The 12916-nt window shown below is 63.5% G+C and carries 12 protein-coding genes and 3 tRNA genes; 7 read left to right on the top strand and 8 right to left on the bottom strand.

Annotation, left to right across the window (positions count from 1 at the left end):
• Positions 1 to 40 precede the first annotated feature (40 nt).
• The gene (locus AC1DMA_RS24040; RefSeq protein ID WP_478145707.1) at positions 41 to 1504 is read left to right on the top strand and encodes a hybrid sensor histidine kinase/response regulator; all 1464 of its coding nucleotides are present in this window, start codon (positions 41 to 43) and stop codon (positions 1502 to 1504) included.
• A gap of 12 nt (positions 1505 to 1516) precedes the next feature.
• Here AC1DMA_RS24040 and AC1DMA_RS24045 read toward each other — a convergent pair whose 3' ends face one another.
• Complete coding sequence (locus AC1DMA_RS24045; protein WP_478145708.1) at positions 1517 to 2818, bottom strand: acetyl-CoA hydrolase/transferase family protein; 1302 nt, start codon at positions 2816 to 2818, stop codon at positions 1517 to 1519.
• Between the two features lie 57 nt (positions 2819 to 2875).
• Between AC1DMA_RS24045 and AC1DMA_RS24050 the strand changes: the two genes are divergently transcribed.
• The gene (locus tag AC1DMA_RS24050; protein ID WP_478127010.1) at positions 2876 to 3250 is read left to right on the top strand and encodes a VOC family protein; all 375 of its coding nucleotides are present in this window, start codon (positions 2876 to 2878) and stop codon (positions 3248 to 3250) included.
• On the opposite strand, the gene AC1DMA_RS24055 is transcribed toward AC1DMA_RS24050, so the two are convergent.
• Positions 3251 to 3715, bottom strand: coding sequence for an EVE domain-containing protein (locus tag AC1DMA_RS24055; RefSeq protein ID WP_478127090.1), 465 nt, complete (start codon positions 3713 to 3715; stop codon positions 3251 to 3253).
• Between the two features lie 5 nt (positions 3716 to 3720).
• Positions 3721 to 5472 (bottom strand): IlvD/Edd family dehydratase, encoded by a 1752-nt coding sequence (locus AC1DMA_RS24060; RefSeq protein WP_478145709.1) that lies wholly within the window; start codon positions 5470 to 5472, stop codon positions 3721 to 3723.
• 165 nt (positions 5473 to 5637) lie between these two features.
• Here AC1DMA_RS24060 and AC1DMA_RS24065 point away from each other — a divergent pair, with 165 nt between their 5' ends.
• The 3 genes from AC1DMA_RS24065 (at position 5638) to AC1DMA_RS24075 (ending at position 7051) form a co-directional block, all read left to right on the top strand.
• Positions 5638 to 6015, top strand: a complete 378-nt coding sequence (locus AC1DMA_RS24065) for a hypothetical protein (RefSeq protein ID WP_478145710.1) — start codon at positions 5638 to 5640, stop codon at positions 6013 to 6015.
• Positions 6016 to 6132: 117 nt separating this feature from the next.
• Positions 6133 to 6519: a DUF3597 domain-containing protein gene (locus AC1DMA_RS24070; protein ID WP_478145711.1), complete on the top strand. Its 387-nt coding sequence runs from the start codon at positions 6133 to 6135 to the stop codon at positions 6517 to 6519.
• Between the two features lie 40 nt (positions 6520 to 6559).
• On the top strand, positions 6560 to 7051 hold the full coding sequence (locus AC1DMA_RS24075) for a hypothetical protein (protein WP_478127014.1): 492 nt from the start codon (positions 6560 to 6562) through the stop codon (positions 7049 to 7051).
• Positions 7052 to 7087: 36 nt separating this feature from the next.
• Here the strand turns inward: AC1DMA_RS24075 and AC1DMA_RS24080 are convergent, their stop codons facing one another.
• Positions 7088 to 8158 (bottom strand): AraC family transcriptional regulator, encoded by a 1071-nt coding sequence (locus tag AC1DMA_RS24080; protein ID WP_478145712.1) that lies wholly within the window; start codon positions 8156 to 8158, stop codon positions 7088 to 7090.
• A gap of 142 nt (positions 8159 to 8300) precedes the next feature.
• Here AC1DMA_RS24080 and AC1DMA_RS24085 point away from each other — a divergent pair, with 142 nt between their 5' ends.
• Complete coding sequence (locus tag AC1DMA_RS24085; RefSeq protein ID WP_478145713.1) at positions 8301 to 9791, top strand: coniferyl aldehyde dehydrogenase; 1491 nt, start codon at positions 8301 to 8303, stop codon at positions 9789 to 9791.
• Positions 9792 to 9831: 40 nt separating this feature from the next.
• Here AC1DMA_RS24085 and AC1DMA_RS24090 read toward each other — a convergent pair whose 3' ends face one another.
• Complete coding sequence (locus AC1DMA_RS24090) at positions 9832 to 11547, bottom strand: M30 family zinc metallopeptidase (protein WP_478127017.1); 1716 nt, start codon at positions 11545 to 11547, stop codon at positions 9832 to 9834.
• A 224-nt stretch (positions 11548 to 11771) separates the two neighbouring features.
• Between AC1DMA_RS24090 and AC1DMA_RS24095 the strand changes: the two genes are divergently transcribed.
• Positions 11772 to 12536, top strand: a complete 765-nt coding sequence (locus tag AC1DMA_RS24095) for a carbonic anhydrase family protein (protein ID WP_478127018.1) — start codon at positions 11772 to 11774, stop codon at positions 12534 to 12536.
• Positions 12537 to 12585: 49 nt separating this feature from the next.
• On the opposite strand, the gene AC1DMA_RS24100 is transcribed toward AC1DMA_RS24095, so the two are convergent.
• From AC1DMA_RS24100 to AC1DMA_RS24110, 3 genes are all read right to left on the bottom strand, one after another.
• Positions 12586 to 12662 (bottom strand) — tRNA-Asp (locus AC1DMA_RS24100).
• A 71-nt stretch (positions 12663 to 12733) separates the two neighbouring features.
• A tRNA-Glu gene (locus AC1DMA_RS24105) sits at positions 12734 to 12809 on the bottom strand.
• Positions 12810 to 12839: 30 nt separating this feature from the next.
• Positions 12840 to 12915: transfer RNA gene (locus tag AC1DMA_RS24110), tRNA-Ala, on the bottom strand.
• Between the last annotated feature and the right edge of the window lies 1 nt (position 12916).

Here is a 12916-nt window from a genome sequence, read left to right on the forward strand (position 1 = left end):
CCGCATCCTGTTGCGGACGGCGACCTCCAGGGATGCATTGATGGCGAGCGCCGTGTTGAAGCGCGCCGGTTTCACAGCTTTCACCTGCGAGACCATGCAGCGACTGACACACGAGTTCGCCGCCGGCGCCGGCGCCCTCCTGCTGGCCGAAGAAGTGATCGCAGGCACCGCGATGGCGGAACTGGCTTCCACGCTGGCGCAGCAGGCACCCTGGTCGGACGTGCCCGTGATCGTCCTTGCGCGTCAAGGGATGGACACGCGCGCCATCGTGCATGTCATGGATGAGATCCCCAACGTCACGGTCATCGAGCGGCCCATGCGGGTGGCCTCGCTGGTCAGCGCCGTGCGCACGGCCATGCGCTCGCGGCGGCGGCAGTATGAACTGCGCACGCTGCTCGACGGGCTCCGTGATGCGGACCAGCGCAAGACCGAGTTCCTCGCGACCCTGGCGCACGAGTTGCGAAATCCGCTGGCGCCGCTCAGTACGGCGCTGGCGCTGCTGGCGCGCAAGAAGTTCTCCGCCGAAGAGGCCGACAAGTACCACCAACTGATGCGGCGGCAGGTCGACCACATGGTGCGCCTGGTGAACGACCTGATGGAGGTATCGCGCATCACCCGCGGCAAGATCCAGTTGCGCCGGAGCCCGGTGCGACTGCAAGCCGTGATCGAAGATGCGGTGGAGCTGAGCCGGCCGTTGATCGAGAACGCCCGGCATTCGCTGTCGCTGGACATCGAGTCCGGGCCGCTGGTCGTACAGGGCGATGCGGTTCGCTTGACGCAGGTGTTCTCGAATCTCTTGAACAACGCGGCCAAGTACACGCCCGCCGGCGGCCGGCTGCAACTGAAGGCCTTTTCGGAAGGCCGCCGCGCCGTGGTGCAGGTCATCGATTCAGGAACCGGCCTCGCGCCCCACATGCTGGCTTCGATCTTCGACATGTTCGTGCAGGTGAGCGGAACCGCGAGGCAGGCGCAGGGCGGCCTTGGCATCGGCCTGACGCTCGTCAAGAGCCTGGTTGAACTGCATGGCGGCAGCGTCGAAGCGGCGAGCGAAGGGCTCGATCGCGGCGCCACCTTCACGGTCCGCCTTCCGCTGGCCAGGCAGACCGCCGTGACCGATGCTCGCGCGGAGCAGCGCGGCCGCGCGATGGCCAAGCTCGAGGGAACCATCCTGGTCGTTGACGACAACCGCGATGCCGCCGACAGCCTCTCGGAGTTGCTGGGGTCGATGGGTGCCGAATCGCTCGTCGCCTATAGCGGCGAAGAGGCCCTGCGGCTCGCCCGGCTGAACCCCGTGGAAACCGCCATCCTCGACATCGGCATGCCTGGCATGGATGGATGCGACCTGGCGCGGCTCCTACGGGCGGAACCCGATGGCGCGGCGATCAAGCTCATTGCGCTCACCGGCTGGGGACAGCACGGCCACCGCGAACGCATCGAAGAAGCGGGCTTCGACCACCACTTGCTCAAGCCGGTCAACATCGACCACTTGCTATCGTTGCTTTGACTCCGGCGTGGCTCAGGCCAGCCGCATCTTCTGCGCCGCCTCGCGAAGCTCGTCCCGAAAGTCCGGATGCGCAATCGCGATCAGCGCTTCGGCGCGTTGCTTGGCGCTCTTGCCGCGCAACTGCGCGACGCCGTATTCAGTCACCACGTAGTTGACGTCATTCTTGCTCGTCGTGACGTGAGTGCCCGGGCTCAACGTCGGCACGATGCGCGAAATGCTGTTGCCCTTGGCCGTCGACGGCAACACGATGAACGCCTTGCCGCCGTTCGATCGATTGGCGGCCCGCACGAAATCGCTCTGGCCGCCCGTTCCGGACACCGGCGAGAAGCCGAGGCTCTCGGAACCGCACTGCCCGATCAGGTCCACCTGCATCGTCGCGTTGATGGCGATGAGGTGGTCGTTCTGACCCGCAAGAAATGGATCGTTGGTGACGTCGACCGGGTGCAGCTCCAGCATCGCATTGCGATGCATGAACTGATAGAGCCGCTTGGAGCCCAGAGCGAAAGTCGCGAACATGCGCCCCGGATGAATGTTCTTCAGCCGATTGGTGACCGCGCCGGCTTCGACCAGCGTGAGGATGCCGTCGCCCACCATCTCGGTGTGGATGCCGAGGTCGCGCTTGTGCGTGAGCTGCATCACCACCGCGTCCGGAATGCCGCCATAGCCGATCTGCAGGGTCGCACCGTCCGGAATCATTTCGGCGACCTGCCTGCCGATGGCCTCCTGGACTGGGCCGATCGTCGGCAGGCCGACGACCGGAAGCTCGTCGTCTGATTCGACGAGCGCACTCACCTGCGACAGATGGACGCGGCAGGCGCCATATGAATACGGCACGTTGGGATTGACTTCGAGCACGATCGCTCGCGCCTCGCCGACGGCCGCCATCGTGTAGTCGGCCGCGAGGCCGAGCGAGAAGTAGCCCTCCTCGTCCATCGGCGAAGCCATGCTGAACACCACGTCGGCCGGCGTGAGGCCACGCTTGATCAGCACCGGCAGCTCCGAGAAATTGGCCGGCACGTAATCGCTCCATCCGTCCTGCCCACCCGCACGCGATGCGGGCCCGAAAAAATACGCGACATGCCGCACATGCTGAACCGTCTCCGGGTCGAAGTAGCCGAACTTCCCGAGCGGCAGGATCTGGGAAATGCGCACGTCGCGGAATTCCCGACGCTGCTCGGACAAAGCCGTCAGCAGGTGCGGCGGCTCTCCCGGTCCCGTCGGCACGATGATGGTGTCGCCGTCATGGACCAGTCGCACCGCATCGGCAGCGGACATCCGCTTGCTCTGGTACTTCGATTCGAAAGCGAGGGTCATGACTTACTCCAGTGTGGGCGCACAATATCTGCCGTTCGAGGACTCAAGGAGCATGCCGTGTTACAGCAATCCCCTCTGTATGCCTACATCCCCGCCAAGGACGTCGCGCGAGCCAGGCAGTTCTACGAAGACAGGCTCGGATTCAAGCCGAAGGCCGAGCTCGGCGGCGGAGTGCATTATGAGTTCGGCGGCGGCACCGGTGCGTTTCTGTACCCCACGCCGAATGCAGGAACCTCACGCGCCAGCCAGGCCTTCTGGCAGGTCCAAGACATCCGAAAGGAAGTCGCCGAACTGAAGGCGCGCGGCGTGGTCTTCGAGGACTACGACATGCCCGGCAAGGACGCCGACGGCATCGTGACGCAGGGCGGCGCGATGGCGGCGTGGTTCAAGGACACGGAGGGGAACATCCTCGCTGTCATCCAGAGCCTCTGATCAGGCGAGCAACTGTTCGGTGATCAGACGCCAATGCGCTTCATCGACCGGCGTGATCGACAGCCGGTTTCCTTTTCGCAGCACCAACATGTCCGCAAGCGCGGGCGTCGCACGCATCTCGGGCAACGCCAGCAGGCGCGTCTTGCGCAATGCCTGCACGTCCAGCAGCAACCAACGCGGCGATTCGGGCTTGGAAGCAGCGTCGTAGTACGGCGAGGCTGGGTCGAACTGCGTCGGGTCCGGACGGGTGCCCGATGCGACACGCGCGATGCCGACAATGCCCGGCTGCGGGCAGCTCGAGTGATAGAAGAGCACGCCGTCGTCCACATGCATCGCATCGCGCATGAAGTTGCGTGCCTGCCAGCTGCGAACGCCCGTCCAGGGGACGGTGGCGTTCGGGGCCGCAATGGCATCGTCGATCGAGCAATCGTCGGGTTCGGATTTCATCAACCAATACTGCGTCATCTGAGTCATGGACGTCCTCCAGCCTTCGGCGCGCGAAGGAAATCAAAGTCGGCTCCCTGGTCGGCCTGCGTGACCGTCTGAAGAAAAAGTTTGCGGTAGCCGCGTTCGGCCGTCGGCGGAATGATCGGCGATTCGTTGGCGCGGCGCGCGAGTTCGTCGTCGTCGACGAGCAACGACAGTTCACGGTTGGCAACGCTGAGCCGGATGCGGTCGCCGCTGCGCACATGCGCGAGCGGGCCACCGATGGCCGATTCTGGCGTCACGTGGAGCACGATGGTGCCGAAGGCCGTGCCGCTCATGCGGCCGTCGGAGATGCGAACGATGTCCTTGACGCCTGCACGCGCCAGCTTGCGCGGAATGGGCAGATAGCCTGCTTCGGGCATGCCCGGCGCACCCTTGGGGCCGATATTCTTGAGCACAAGGATGTCGTCGCGCATCACATCGAGATCATCGCCGTCGATGCGCCGCGCGAGGTCTTCGAGGTTCTCAAACACGACTGCCCTGCCCTCGTGCTCCATGAGCGCTGCATCGGCCGCCGACTGCTTGATGATCGCGCCGCCCGGTGCCAGGTTTCCCCGCAGCACCGCGATGCCGCCCTGCGGATAGATCGGCCGGCCGATGGGCCGCACCACGTCCTGCGCAAACCCCGGTCCGGCATGTTCGATTTCTTCCCCCAGCGTGCGACCGGTGACCGTCAGTGCTTCGAGGCGAAGCAGCGGCTTGAGCTCGCGCAACAGGGTCGCCATGCCGCCAGCCGCATGAAAATCTTCCATGTAGTGCTGGCCCGAAGGCTTGAGGTCCAGCAGCACGGGCGTCTCGTGGCCCATGCGATCGAGCGTCTGCAAATCGATGTCGATCCCCACGCGCCCGGCAATCGCCGCGAGATGCACGATGCCGTTGGTCGACCCGCCGATGGCAAGCAGCACCCTCATCGCGTTCTCGAAGGCGGCAGCTGTGAGGACCTTGTCGATGGTCAGCCGCTCGCGAGCGATCTGCACGGCTTGCGCGCCCGTCTGCTCCGCGATGCGAACACGATCGGCCGTGACGGCCGGGGGCGACGCGCCACCAGGTACCGTCATGCCCAACGCTTCAGCAATGCAGGCCATGGTGCTGGCGGTGCCCATCACCGAACATGTTCCCACGCTCGCCACGAGCTGGTTGTTCACTTCCACCGTCTCTTCGGCGTCGATCTCATCGGCACGAAAGCGAGCCCAGTACCGCCGGCAATCGGTGCACGCGCCCACGCGTTCGCCGCGATGGCTGCCCGTGAGCATCGACCCGGTGATGAGCTGAATCGTCGGAAGGCCCGCGGACGCCGCACCCATGAGCTGCGCCGGGACGGTCTTGTCGCAGCCGCCGATGAGCACCACGGCGTCCATGGGCTGCGCGCGGAGCATCTCTTCAGTGTCCATCGACATCAGGTTGCGAAGGTACATGCTGGTCGGCGCCGCGAAGCTCTCGTGGATGGAGATCGTCGGAAATGCCATGGGCAATCCACCCGCGAGCATCACGCCGCGCTTGACCGCCTCGATAAGCTGCGGCGAATTTCCGTGGCAGGGGTTGTAGTCGCTGCCGGTGTCGGCAATGCCGATCACGGGTCGGTCGAGCGCCGCGTCGGTGAATCCCGCGCCCTTGATGAAAGCCTTGCGCAGGAACAGCGAGAAGCCCTGGTCGCCGTAGCTGGTCAGCCCCTTGCGCATGCCGCCCTCGTCGCTGGCATCGATGGAGTCATCGGGTTCGAACGGAGAACTGGCCATGCAAACGCCTTCCGGGAGATCGTGGAAAAAAAGTCATCGCTTTGTACGCGATCTACGCGATCCTGCACATCTTCGCCCGCCTTGCGGGTTGTGTGGGCGTCTCTTAAGCTGTCGCACGGTTTCGTCCTTTAGACACATGAAAGATGAATGATGAAAGGCGATCGGATGCTCAGACCGAAATGGATCATCGCCTGCGTGCTCGGCGCAACTGGCGCACTCGCGCTGAACGCGCAAGCGCAGCCGGTGCGCTGGCGCGGCGACTTCGTTTACTTCGCGGATTCGGCCGTTTTCACCGATTGCGCGAGCGGCACCCGGTGGCCCGTGGCGATGACTGGCGACTATCTCGCGCTGGAGCACGCCTACATGCAGTGGCGTTCCGAGCCGAAGGCGCCCCTGCTGGCAAACGTCGACGGCCGCCTCGAAACCATGGATCCAATGGAAGGCCCGGCGCGGGAACATATGGTGATCGACCGGTTTGTGTCGGTGCAGCCCGGATACACCTGCGAGTCCATGGCGGCCAGTCCGCCAGCAACCCCTCACTGAACCAGTACCAATCCCGTCATGGAAGCGACCAGTAACAGTTTGCAGCCTTCCAAACACGTCACATCCGCGTCGCAGAATGAACCAGCCGCCAGTCCCAACTCTTTTTGAGGAAAACCCATGAGCATTTTCAGCAGCATTCTTGCCAAGATCATTCCGCATGCAGCCGCTGCCCCGGCGCAAGAAACAGCGGCTCCTGTAGCGCCGGCCGCTCCCTCAGCGTCAGCCGCTGCTGCGCCACCGGCCGCCATCTCGGTGGTCGATGTCGAGGCGCTGCTCGATGGGATGCCCGGCGCAAAGAATCTCAACTGGCGTACGTCCATCGTCGACCTGTTGAAACTGCTCGGCCTGGACAGCAGCCTCGAAACCCGCAAGCAGCTCGCGCAAGAACTGAGCTACGGCGCGGACACGAGCGACAGCGCCAAGATGAACGTCTGGCTGCACCGGCAGGTCATGACCAAGCTGGCGGCCAACGGCGGCAAGGTGCCATCGGAGCTCATCGCCTGAACCACTAGGCAACCAGACAAACGGACAAATGGAGAACGCCATGGGATTGCTCGATCTGTTGCAGCAGGCGCTTGGCGCCAATCCGGAAGCGCACTTCGATCAGGTCGTGCAGAACGCTTCCACGGACCAGCTCGGCGCGGGCCTCGCCGCCGCGATGAAATCCGACCAGACGCCGCCATTCGCGGACATGGTTGGAAAGCTCTTCAACGTGTCGTCGTCATCGCAGCAAGCCGGCCTGCTGAACCAGATCCTCGCCACACTCGGCCCGGCGGCAGCGTCGGCGGTGGCGGGCGGCGCCCTGGGGCGCGTGCTGGCGCCGGGCCAGACCCAGGTGACCCCCGATCAGGCTTCGCAGCTCACGCCAGCGCAGGTCACTGAAATCGCGGCGCATGCCGAACAGGCGCATCCGGGCATCGTCGATCAGGTCGGCCAGTTCTATGCACAGCACGCCGGACTCATCAAGATGATCGGTGGCGCGGCCCTGGCTGTCACGCTTGCGAAGATGAAAGAGCACGCGACACAGCAACGCTGAGGCGTTGTCACGAGATCCGAGGTCTAGGGTCCGGGTTCAGCGCCCGCGATCCCGAAAATACGCGGGCGTCTGGCCCGTCCACTTCTTGAACGCCTTGCGGAAATTCGAGGCATCGGAAAAACCGCTGCGGCCAGCGATTTCCTCGACGGACATGTCGGTGCGCTCAAGAAATTCGATCGCCACGCGCTGTCGGATACCGTCGATGATTCCCTGAAAGCTCGTGCCGGCATCGACCAGCCGGCGGTGCAGTGTGCGGGTCGACAGATGCAGTCGCTCGGCCATCTGTTCGGCGCGTGGCAGGTCGCCGACGCTATCGAGACAGGCTTCCTTGATGGTCTTGACCAGCGGGTGCTCGCCCATGAACTCTCCCATCATGCGGCCGCAAAAATCGGCGGATACCTCCGCGGTGATGGGGTTCGCATTCGGCAAGGCCGCGCTCAGGAGTGCAGCATCGAACTGCCATTGCATGACACCCGCGTCGAAGGTCACGTCGCATTGCAGGATCTCTTCGTAGCGCTTTGCATACGCCGGGGCGGCATAAGGCAGCAGCAGGCAACGACCTCCGTAATCACGCTCCAGCACGCGGCTCGTCAACGCGCGTATCGAGCTGAACCAGAACTCGGTCGCAAGAGGAAGGAGCGGCCCGAGGTCCATGACGTCCTGCGCCTCGAAGATCGCGACATCACCTTCGACGCGGAAGCTCTTCTCGAGCACAGGGCCGGCGAGCCGCACGTGCTGAATGCCGAAAGCCACCGCATCCGCCAGCGTGGCGCTGGTCAGCACTGCATAACCGAAGACGCCGAAATCCGAAATGCGCTGGCGCTGTCCGGCGACGAGCCCGATGGCCGGCTCCGGGCTGAGCCGATGGACGTTGCCGAAGAACGCGATCTTCTGGCGATGTGAAATGCGCGCCTGCGGATCGGAGATGGCCTCCGGCGAGATGCCGGTTCCGTCGAACAAGTCGCGCGTCGCCACGCCGAGTTCCGCGAGGGAATCGATGATCGCCGTCAGGCCGAGCATGCTGTGCGCCGGTGCATCCATGTCGGCGACGTAGCGGGCCGCCATGCGGGGCGTTGCCGTCGGGGTGGCGAGAGCTTCTTTGGGCACGGCGATCGGGTGAGATGGTTTGGCAGATTTTCACCCTAATGTGTCGAAGTTGAACCTGTGCGCAACCCTTGCAAAAGCCTACAGTCGCTTCCAGACGGCGCGACAGTTTCCCCTTGCAAGCTCGCGTCCATGGAGACAACACATGAACGACACCACCGATCTGGCGCATGCAGCAGCAACTGTCGACGCAACCGAACGCGTCGGTCGCCTCTTCGCGGCGCAACGAGCGGCCTTCGCCTTGCAGCCTTGCCCGGACGCCGCGGAGCGCCGGTCCCGGCTGACTGCACTCAAGCGGCAGATCCAGCGCCACCAGGACGTCCTGACCGCAGCCATGAGCAAGGATTTCGGCTATCGATCGGAAGCCGAGTCGAAGATGCTCGACCTGCTGGGATCGGTTCTGGAGATCGACCATGCGGTCTCGCACGTCCGCCGGTGGATGAAACCTAGCCGCCGTTCGACCGAGTTGCTCTTCCTCGGCAACCGCGTCGAGGTGCGCTACCAGCCCAAGGGCGTCGTCGGCGTGATCGTGCCGTGGAATTTCCCGCTCTATCTGGCAATCGGCCCTCTCGCCGCAGCGGTGGCGGCAGGCAATCGCGTGATGATCAAGATGCCGGAAGTCACGCCGGCCACCAACGCGGCGCTGAAGGCGTTGCTCGCCGAAGTCTTCTCCGAGGATCTGGTGTCGGTCGTCGGCGAAGAACTGGCGGACCCGAACGTCTTCACATCACTCCCTTTTGACCATATCGTGTTCACCGGCTCGCCCGCCGTCGGCCGCATCGTGATGCGAACCGCCGCCGAGAACCTCACACCGGTGACGCTTGAGCTGGGCGGCAAATCGCCGGCAGTGGTCACGCGCAACTACCCGATTGCCGATGCGGCGAAACGCATCACGCATGGCAAGTCGACCAACAGCGGACAAATCTGCGTGTCGCCCGACTACGCACTGGTGCCGCGCGAACGCATGGAAGATTTCATCGCGGGCGTCAGGAACACGTTCAGCCGCTTCTACGACAACCGCACCCACGGCAACGCCGACTACACGGCCGTGGTCAATCAGCGGCAGATGGACCGCATCCGCGGCATCCTCGAAGACGCGCGGGCCAAGGGCGCACGCATCGAAGCCTGTGCGCCTGATCCGCAAGGCGCCGGTCGCCAGATGCCGCTACACATCGTGACCGGCCTGACGCCGGACATGCGCATGATGCAGGAAGAACTCTTCGGCCCCATCCTCCCGGTAGTGCCTTACGACACGACAGACGAAGCGATCGCCTTCGTCAATGCGAGGCCGCGTCCGCTGGCGCTCTATTGCTTCACCCACAGCGGCGCGGAGCGCGACGAACTGCTGCGCCGCACGCATTCCGGCGGGGTCGCCGTCAATGACTGGGGATGGCAGGTGGTGAACCACGACGCGCCCTTTGGCGGCATCGGCAATTCGGGCATGGGCACCTATCACGGCGTGGAGGGCTTTCGGGAACTGTCGCATGCGCGTACCGTCTTCCAGCGCAACCGCTTCTTCCCGATCGACCTGTTCTATCCGCCCTACGGCAACTTCGTGCAGCGCTTGGCGCTGAAGTTCTACCTCCGAAGCGCCGACCCGAAGCTCGCGGCCCAGCACACCGCTGATCGCCCATGATCCGCGCCGGCTGGCCCTCCGCTTTCCCGCTTTCGCTTTCCTAGTTCACGACGACCGACAGCGTGCTGCCCGGCGGAACCCGGACGACTTCGCTGTAGGTGCCTTCGATCTTGGACCGGATCACTGGAAAGCTCGCAAGCGCCTGCAGAAACTGCGGCGCAGCGCGCGGCAGCTTGCGGTTGGCTTGCCCGAGACTGGCCGGGTCGATCGCCGGCAACCTGAAGATGTCGTCGTTGCGCGCCGGCATGCTGTATTCGGCAATGCCTGCACCCAGCGGGATCAGCCCCGCCGAAGCCGCGGTGAATCGGCGCAGCTCTTGTCCGGTGCTCGAATCCGGACGGCGCGACTTGATCGCCTGGTCGAGGATGTCGGCCGACTTTGTCTTGGGTGGACCATTGAGCAGCGCCTTGTAGAAGTCGAGCCCGAACTGGCGATTCAGGAAACCGCCGAACGACCCGTTCACCGCATAGCTCTCGCAATTCACCCCCATCGGCGTCCATTCGGTCAGCCCGCAGTTGTAGCTGCCCGCACCGTTGTAGCTGAGATAGTACGGATAGCGCGAATCGCGGATGGCGTTGTGCGCGGGATCGATGTTGAAGCTCGCCCAGTCTTCCATCATCAATGCGGACATTTCTTCGAGCCAGGTATCGAACGTGGAGTCGGGCCCCATCTTCACACCTCGGCGATAGAAGTTCTGCATGTGCATGCCTTCATGCGCCATCACCGTCGCGATCTGCTTGACGCCCGTTTCACCGTCCAGATAGAGCGACTCCGAATCCAGGTACAGGCTCAAGGATTCATTGCTGTAGGCCAAGTCGGCAGCGCCCTTCTTGAAGTTGTTCAAGGCCCAGAAGTAGCCCACGAGGCCGTACGGCTGACGGTCGCGGTCGAAGTTGACGATGAAGATGTCGACTGGCTGCCCACTGCCCGGCAACAATTGCATCGTGTCGTGATCGCCCCAAAGGGGCCCGCCGACTCGAACGAGCATGTCGTAGATCCCCCCCGGCGCCGCGAATTTGTCCAGCATGCGCGTCACCAGCGTGTCCGACACGGCAGAAGGTGAGAGCTCGGCCGCCTCGACCCACACGTTCACCATCGTGCCGTCGCCGGCCGGGCGCCGAGCCGCGAGTTTGACCGTCCGCTGCGATTGGTCGTAGAGATAGATGCTGCGCTGGTCATTGACTGCGTAAGCGGCAAGCGGCGCCATCGATTTCATGATGCCCGACGGCTGCTTGGTCTGAGGATCCAGCAGTTTGGCGAATCCGGAGCGGTTGAAATCGTCGATCGCGCTGCGGTAGTCGCCCACGCCATCATGCGGTTCCACGATCGCCTTGTTTGCCGTTGCGACTATCTCGGCGCTCGCACGCACGTTCAAACCCGGCAGCGCCTCGGCCGAGTTGCCCTCGTTGGTCAACACCAGCGTCACCGTCTGCCCCTTGAGGCCAGAGATCGAGAGCGGCACATCCACCGGAGCCTGCGAGGCGTTGACGCCCTGCCAGACTCCCGTGCCGGTGCCCGCGTAGGTTCCGTCGTCGAGCGCTCCGCACGAATTGCACGTCGCCTTGACCGCGTTGGTTACTGTCAAATCGCTGGGAGGATTCGATGCCGTCGCCGGTGAAGTCTGCGCAGTTGCATAGCCGGCACCTCCGCCTCCAGCCCCACCGCCGCCGCCTCCGCCGCATGCGGACAAGAACATTGCAGCCACCAGCAGTGCCGTTGGTCTACACACTTGGTCGAATCGCGAATTGCTGCGCATGAGATCTTTCCTGTACGTTGAAGACACGTGCAATCGAAAGTGCTCGTTGCCGTGCAGAGCTTCTCGGGCTCCACCCGGATATCGGCAGCAGGGGCTGAAACTTGAATGTCGGACGGGCAGTTCGCCAGTTCCGTCAAGCTCATCGAACGCCCCCTTCAGAAGTGGCGGCGGCCCGACGAACTCCCTAGCATCTGGCGGACGCCATATTCACTGAAAGGATCCCAATGAAACTGATGACTGCATGCTGTGCATCGGACGATCACAGCCCCACTAGCAACGGCCGCCGGTCGTGGTTGAAAAAGGCAGCCGCAGGTGGCGGCGCCGCCGTCCTGATGGCCAGCATCGGCTTGCGAACAGATGACGCCGAGGCCGCCTCGCTGAACCAGGCGCAGCGCGACGCGATGACCCCAGACCAAATCATCGAGATGATGAAGAAGGGAAATCAGCGGTTCCGGTCAGGAAAGATGAAAGCGCACGACTATCTTGCGCAGAAACGCTCCAGCGCCTCCGGGCAATACCCGGCGGCTGTCATCCTGAGTTGCATCGATTCGCGTGCGCCGGCCGAGATCATTCTGGACATGGGCATCGGCGACAGTTTCAACGCACGCGTTGCGGGGAACATCTCCAACAAGGACATGCTGGGAAGTCTCGAGTTCGCTTGCGCCGCAGCGGGCGCAAAGGTAGTCCTCGTCATGGGACATACCGCTTGCGGCGCAATCAAGGGCGCCATTGACGGGGTGGAACTGGGGAGCCTGACCGGTCTGCTTGATGTCATCAAGCCCGCCGTCGCTGCGACGACCTACGCAGGCGAACGATCCGCCAAGAACGCCGAGTTCGTCGATGCGGTGGCTCGCACGAATGTGCAGCAGACGATGGACGCACTGCGCAGTGGAAGCTCGACCCTCGCAGATCTCGAAAAGAAGGGGCAGATCAAGATCGTGGGATCGATGTACAACCTTGCGAATGGTGTTGTCACGTTCATGGCTTGAACGAACAAAAAAAGCCGTTGCAAGTAACTTGCAACGGCTTTTTGCTTTTTGGCGGAGCGGACGGGACTCGAACCCGCGACCCCCGGCGTGACAGGCCGGTATTCTAACCAACTGAACTACCACTCCTGATAGACAACGTTCGCTCCGACTGGAGCCAAGTGTTGCCACTTGTGCCTTCTTCACCTGATGGTGAAAACTGGCGACCCTACGGGGATTCGAACCCCGGTACTCACCGTGAAAGGGTGATGTCCTAGGCCTCTAGACGATAGGGTCAAAACCTGGACTGTTTTCTCGACGCCCTGTTGGTGGAGGTAAGCGGGATCGAACCGCTGACCTCTTGCATGCCATGCAAGCGCTCTCCCAGCTGAGCTATACCCCCA

This window comes from Variovorax sp. 05N34, assembly GCF_056397405.1.

Bases quoted from the DNA above. Each gene is read 5' to 3' on its own strand.
- AC1DMA_RS24040 (WP_478145707.1), top strand. From the start codon at position 41: ATGGCGAGCGCCGTGTTGAAGCGCGCCGGTTTCACAGCTTTCACCTGC.
- AC1DMA_RS24045 (WP_478145708.1), bottom strand. From the start codon at position 2,818: ATGACCCTCGCTTTCGAATCGAAGTACCAGAGCAAGCGGATGTCCGCT.
- AC1DMA_RS24055 (WP_478127090.1), bottom strand. From the start codon at position 3,715: ATGACGCAGTATTGGTTGATGAAATCCGAACCCGACGATTGCTCGATC.
- AC1DMA_RS24060 (WP_478145709.1), bottom strand. From the start codon at position 5,472: ATGGCCAGTTCTCCGTTCGAACCCGATGACTCCATCGATGCCAGCGAC.
- AC1DMA_RS24065 (WP_478145710.1), top strand. From the start codon at position 5,638: ATGCTCAGACCGAAATGGATCATCGCCTGCGTGCTCGGCGCAACTGGC.
- AC1DMA_RS24070 (WP_478145711.1), top strand. From the start codon at position 6,133: ATGAGCATTTTCAGCAGCATTCTTGCCAAGATCATTCCGCATGCAGCC.
- AC1DMA_RS24075 (WP_478127014.1), top strand. From the start codon at position 6,560: ATGGGATTGCTCGATCTGTTGCAGCAGGCGCTTGGCGCCAATCCGGAA.
- AC1DMA_RS24085 (WP_478145713.1), top strand. From the start codon at position 8,301: ATGAACGACACCACCGATCTGGCGCATGCAGCAGCAACTGTCGACGCA.
- AC1DMA_RS24090 (WP_478127017.1), bottom strand. From the start codon at position 11,547: ATGCGCAGCAATTCGCGATTCGACCAAGTGTGTAGACCAACGGCACTG.
- AC1DMA_RS24095 (WP_478127018.1), top strand. From the start codon at position 11,772: ATGAAACTGATGACTGCATGCTGTGCATCGGACGATCACAGCCCCACT.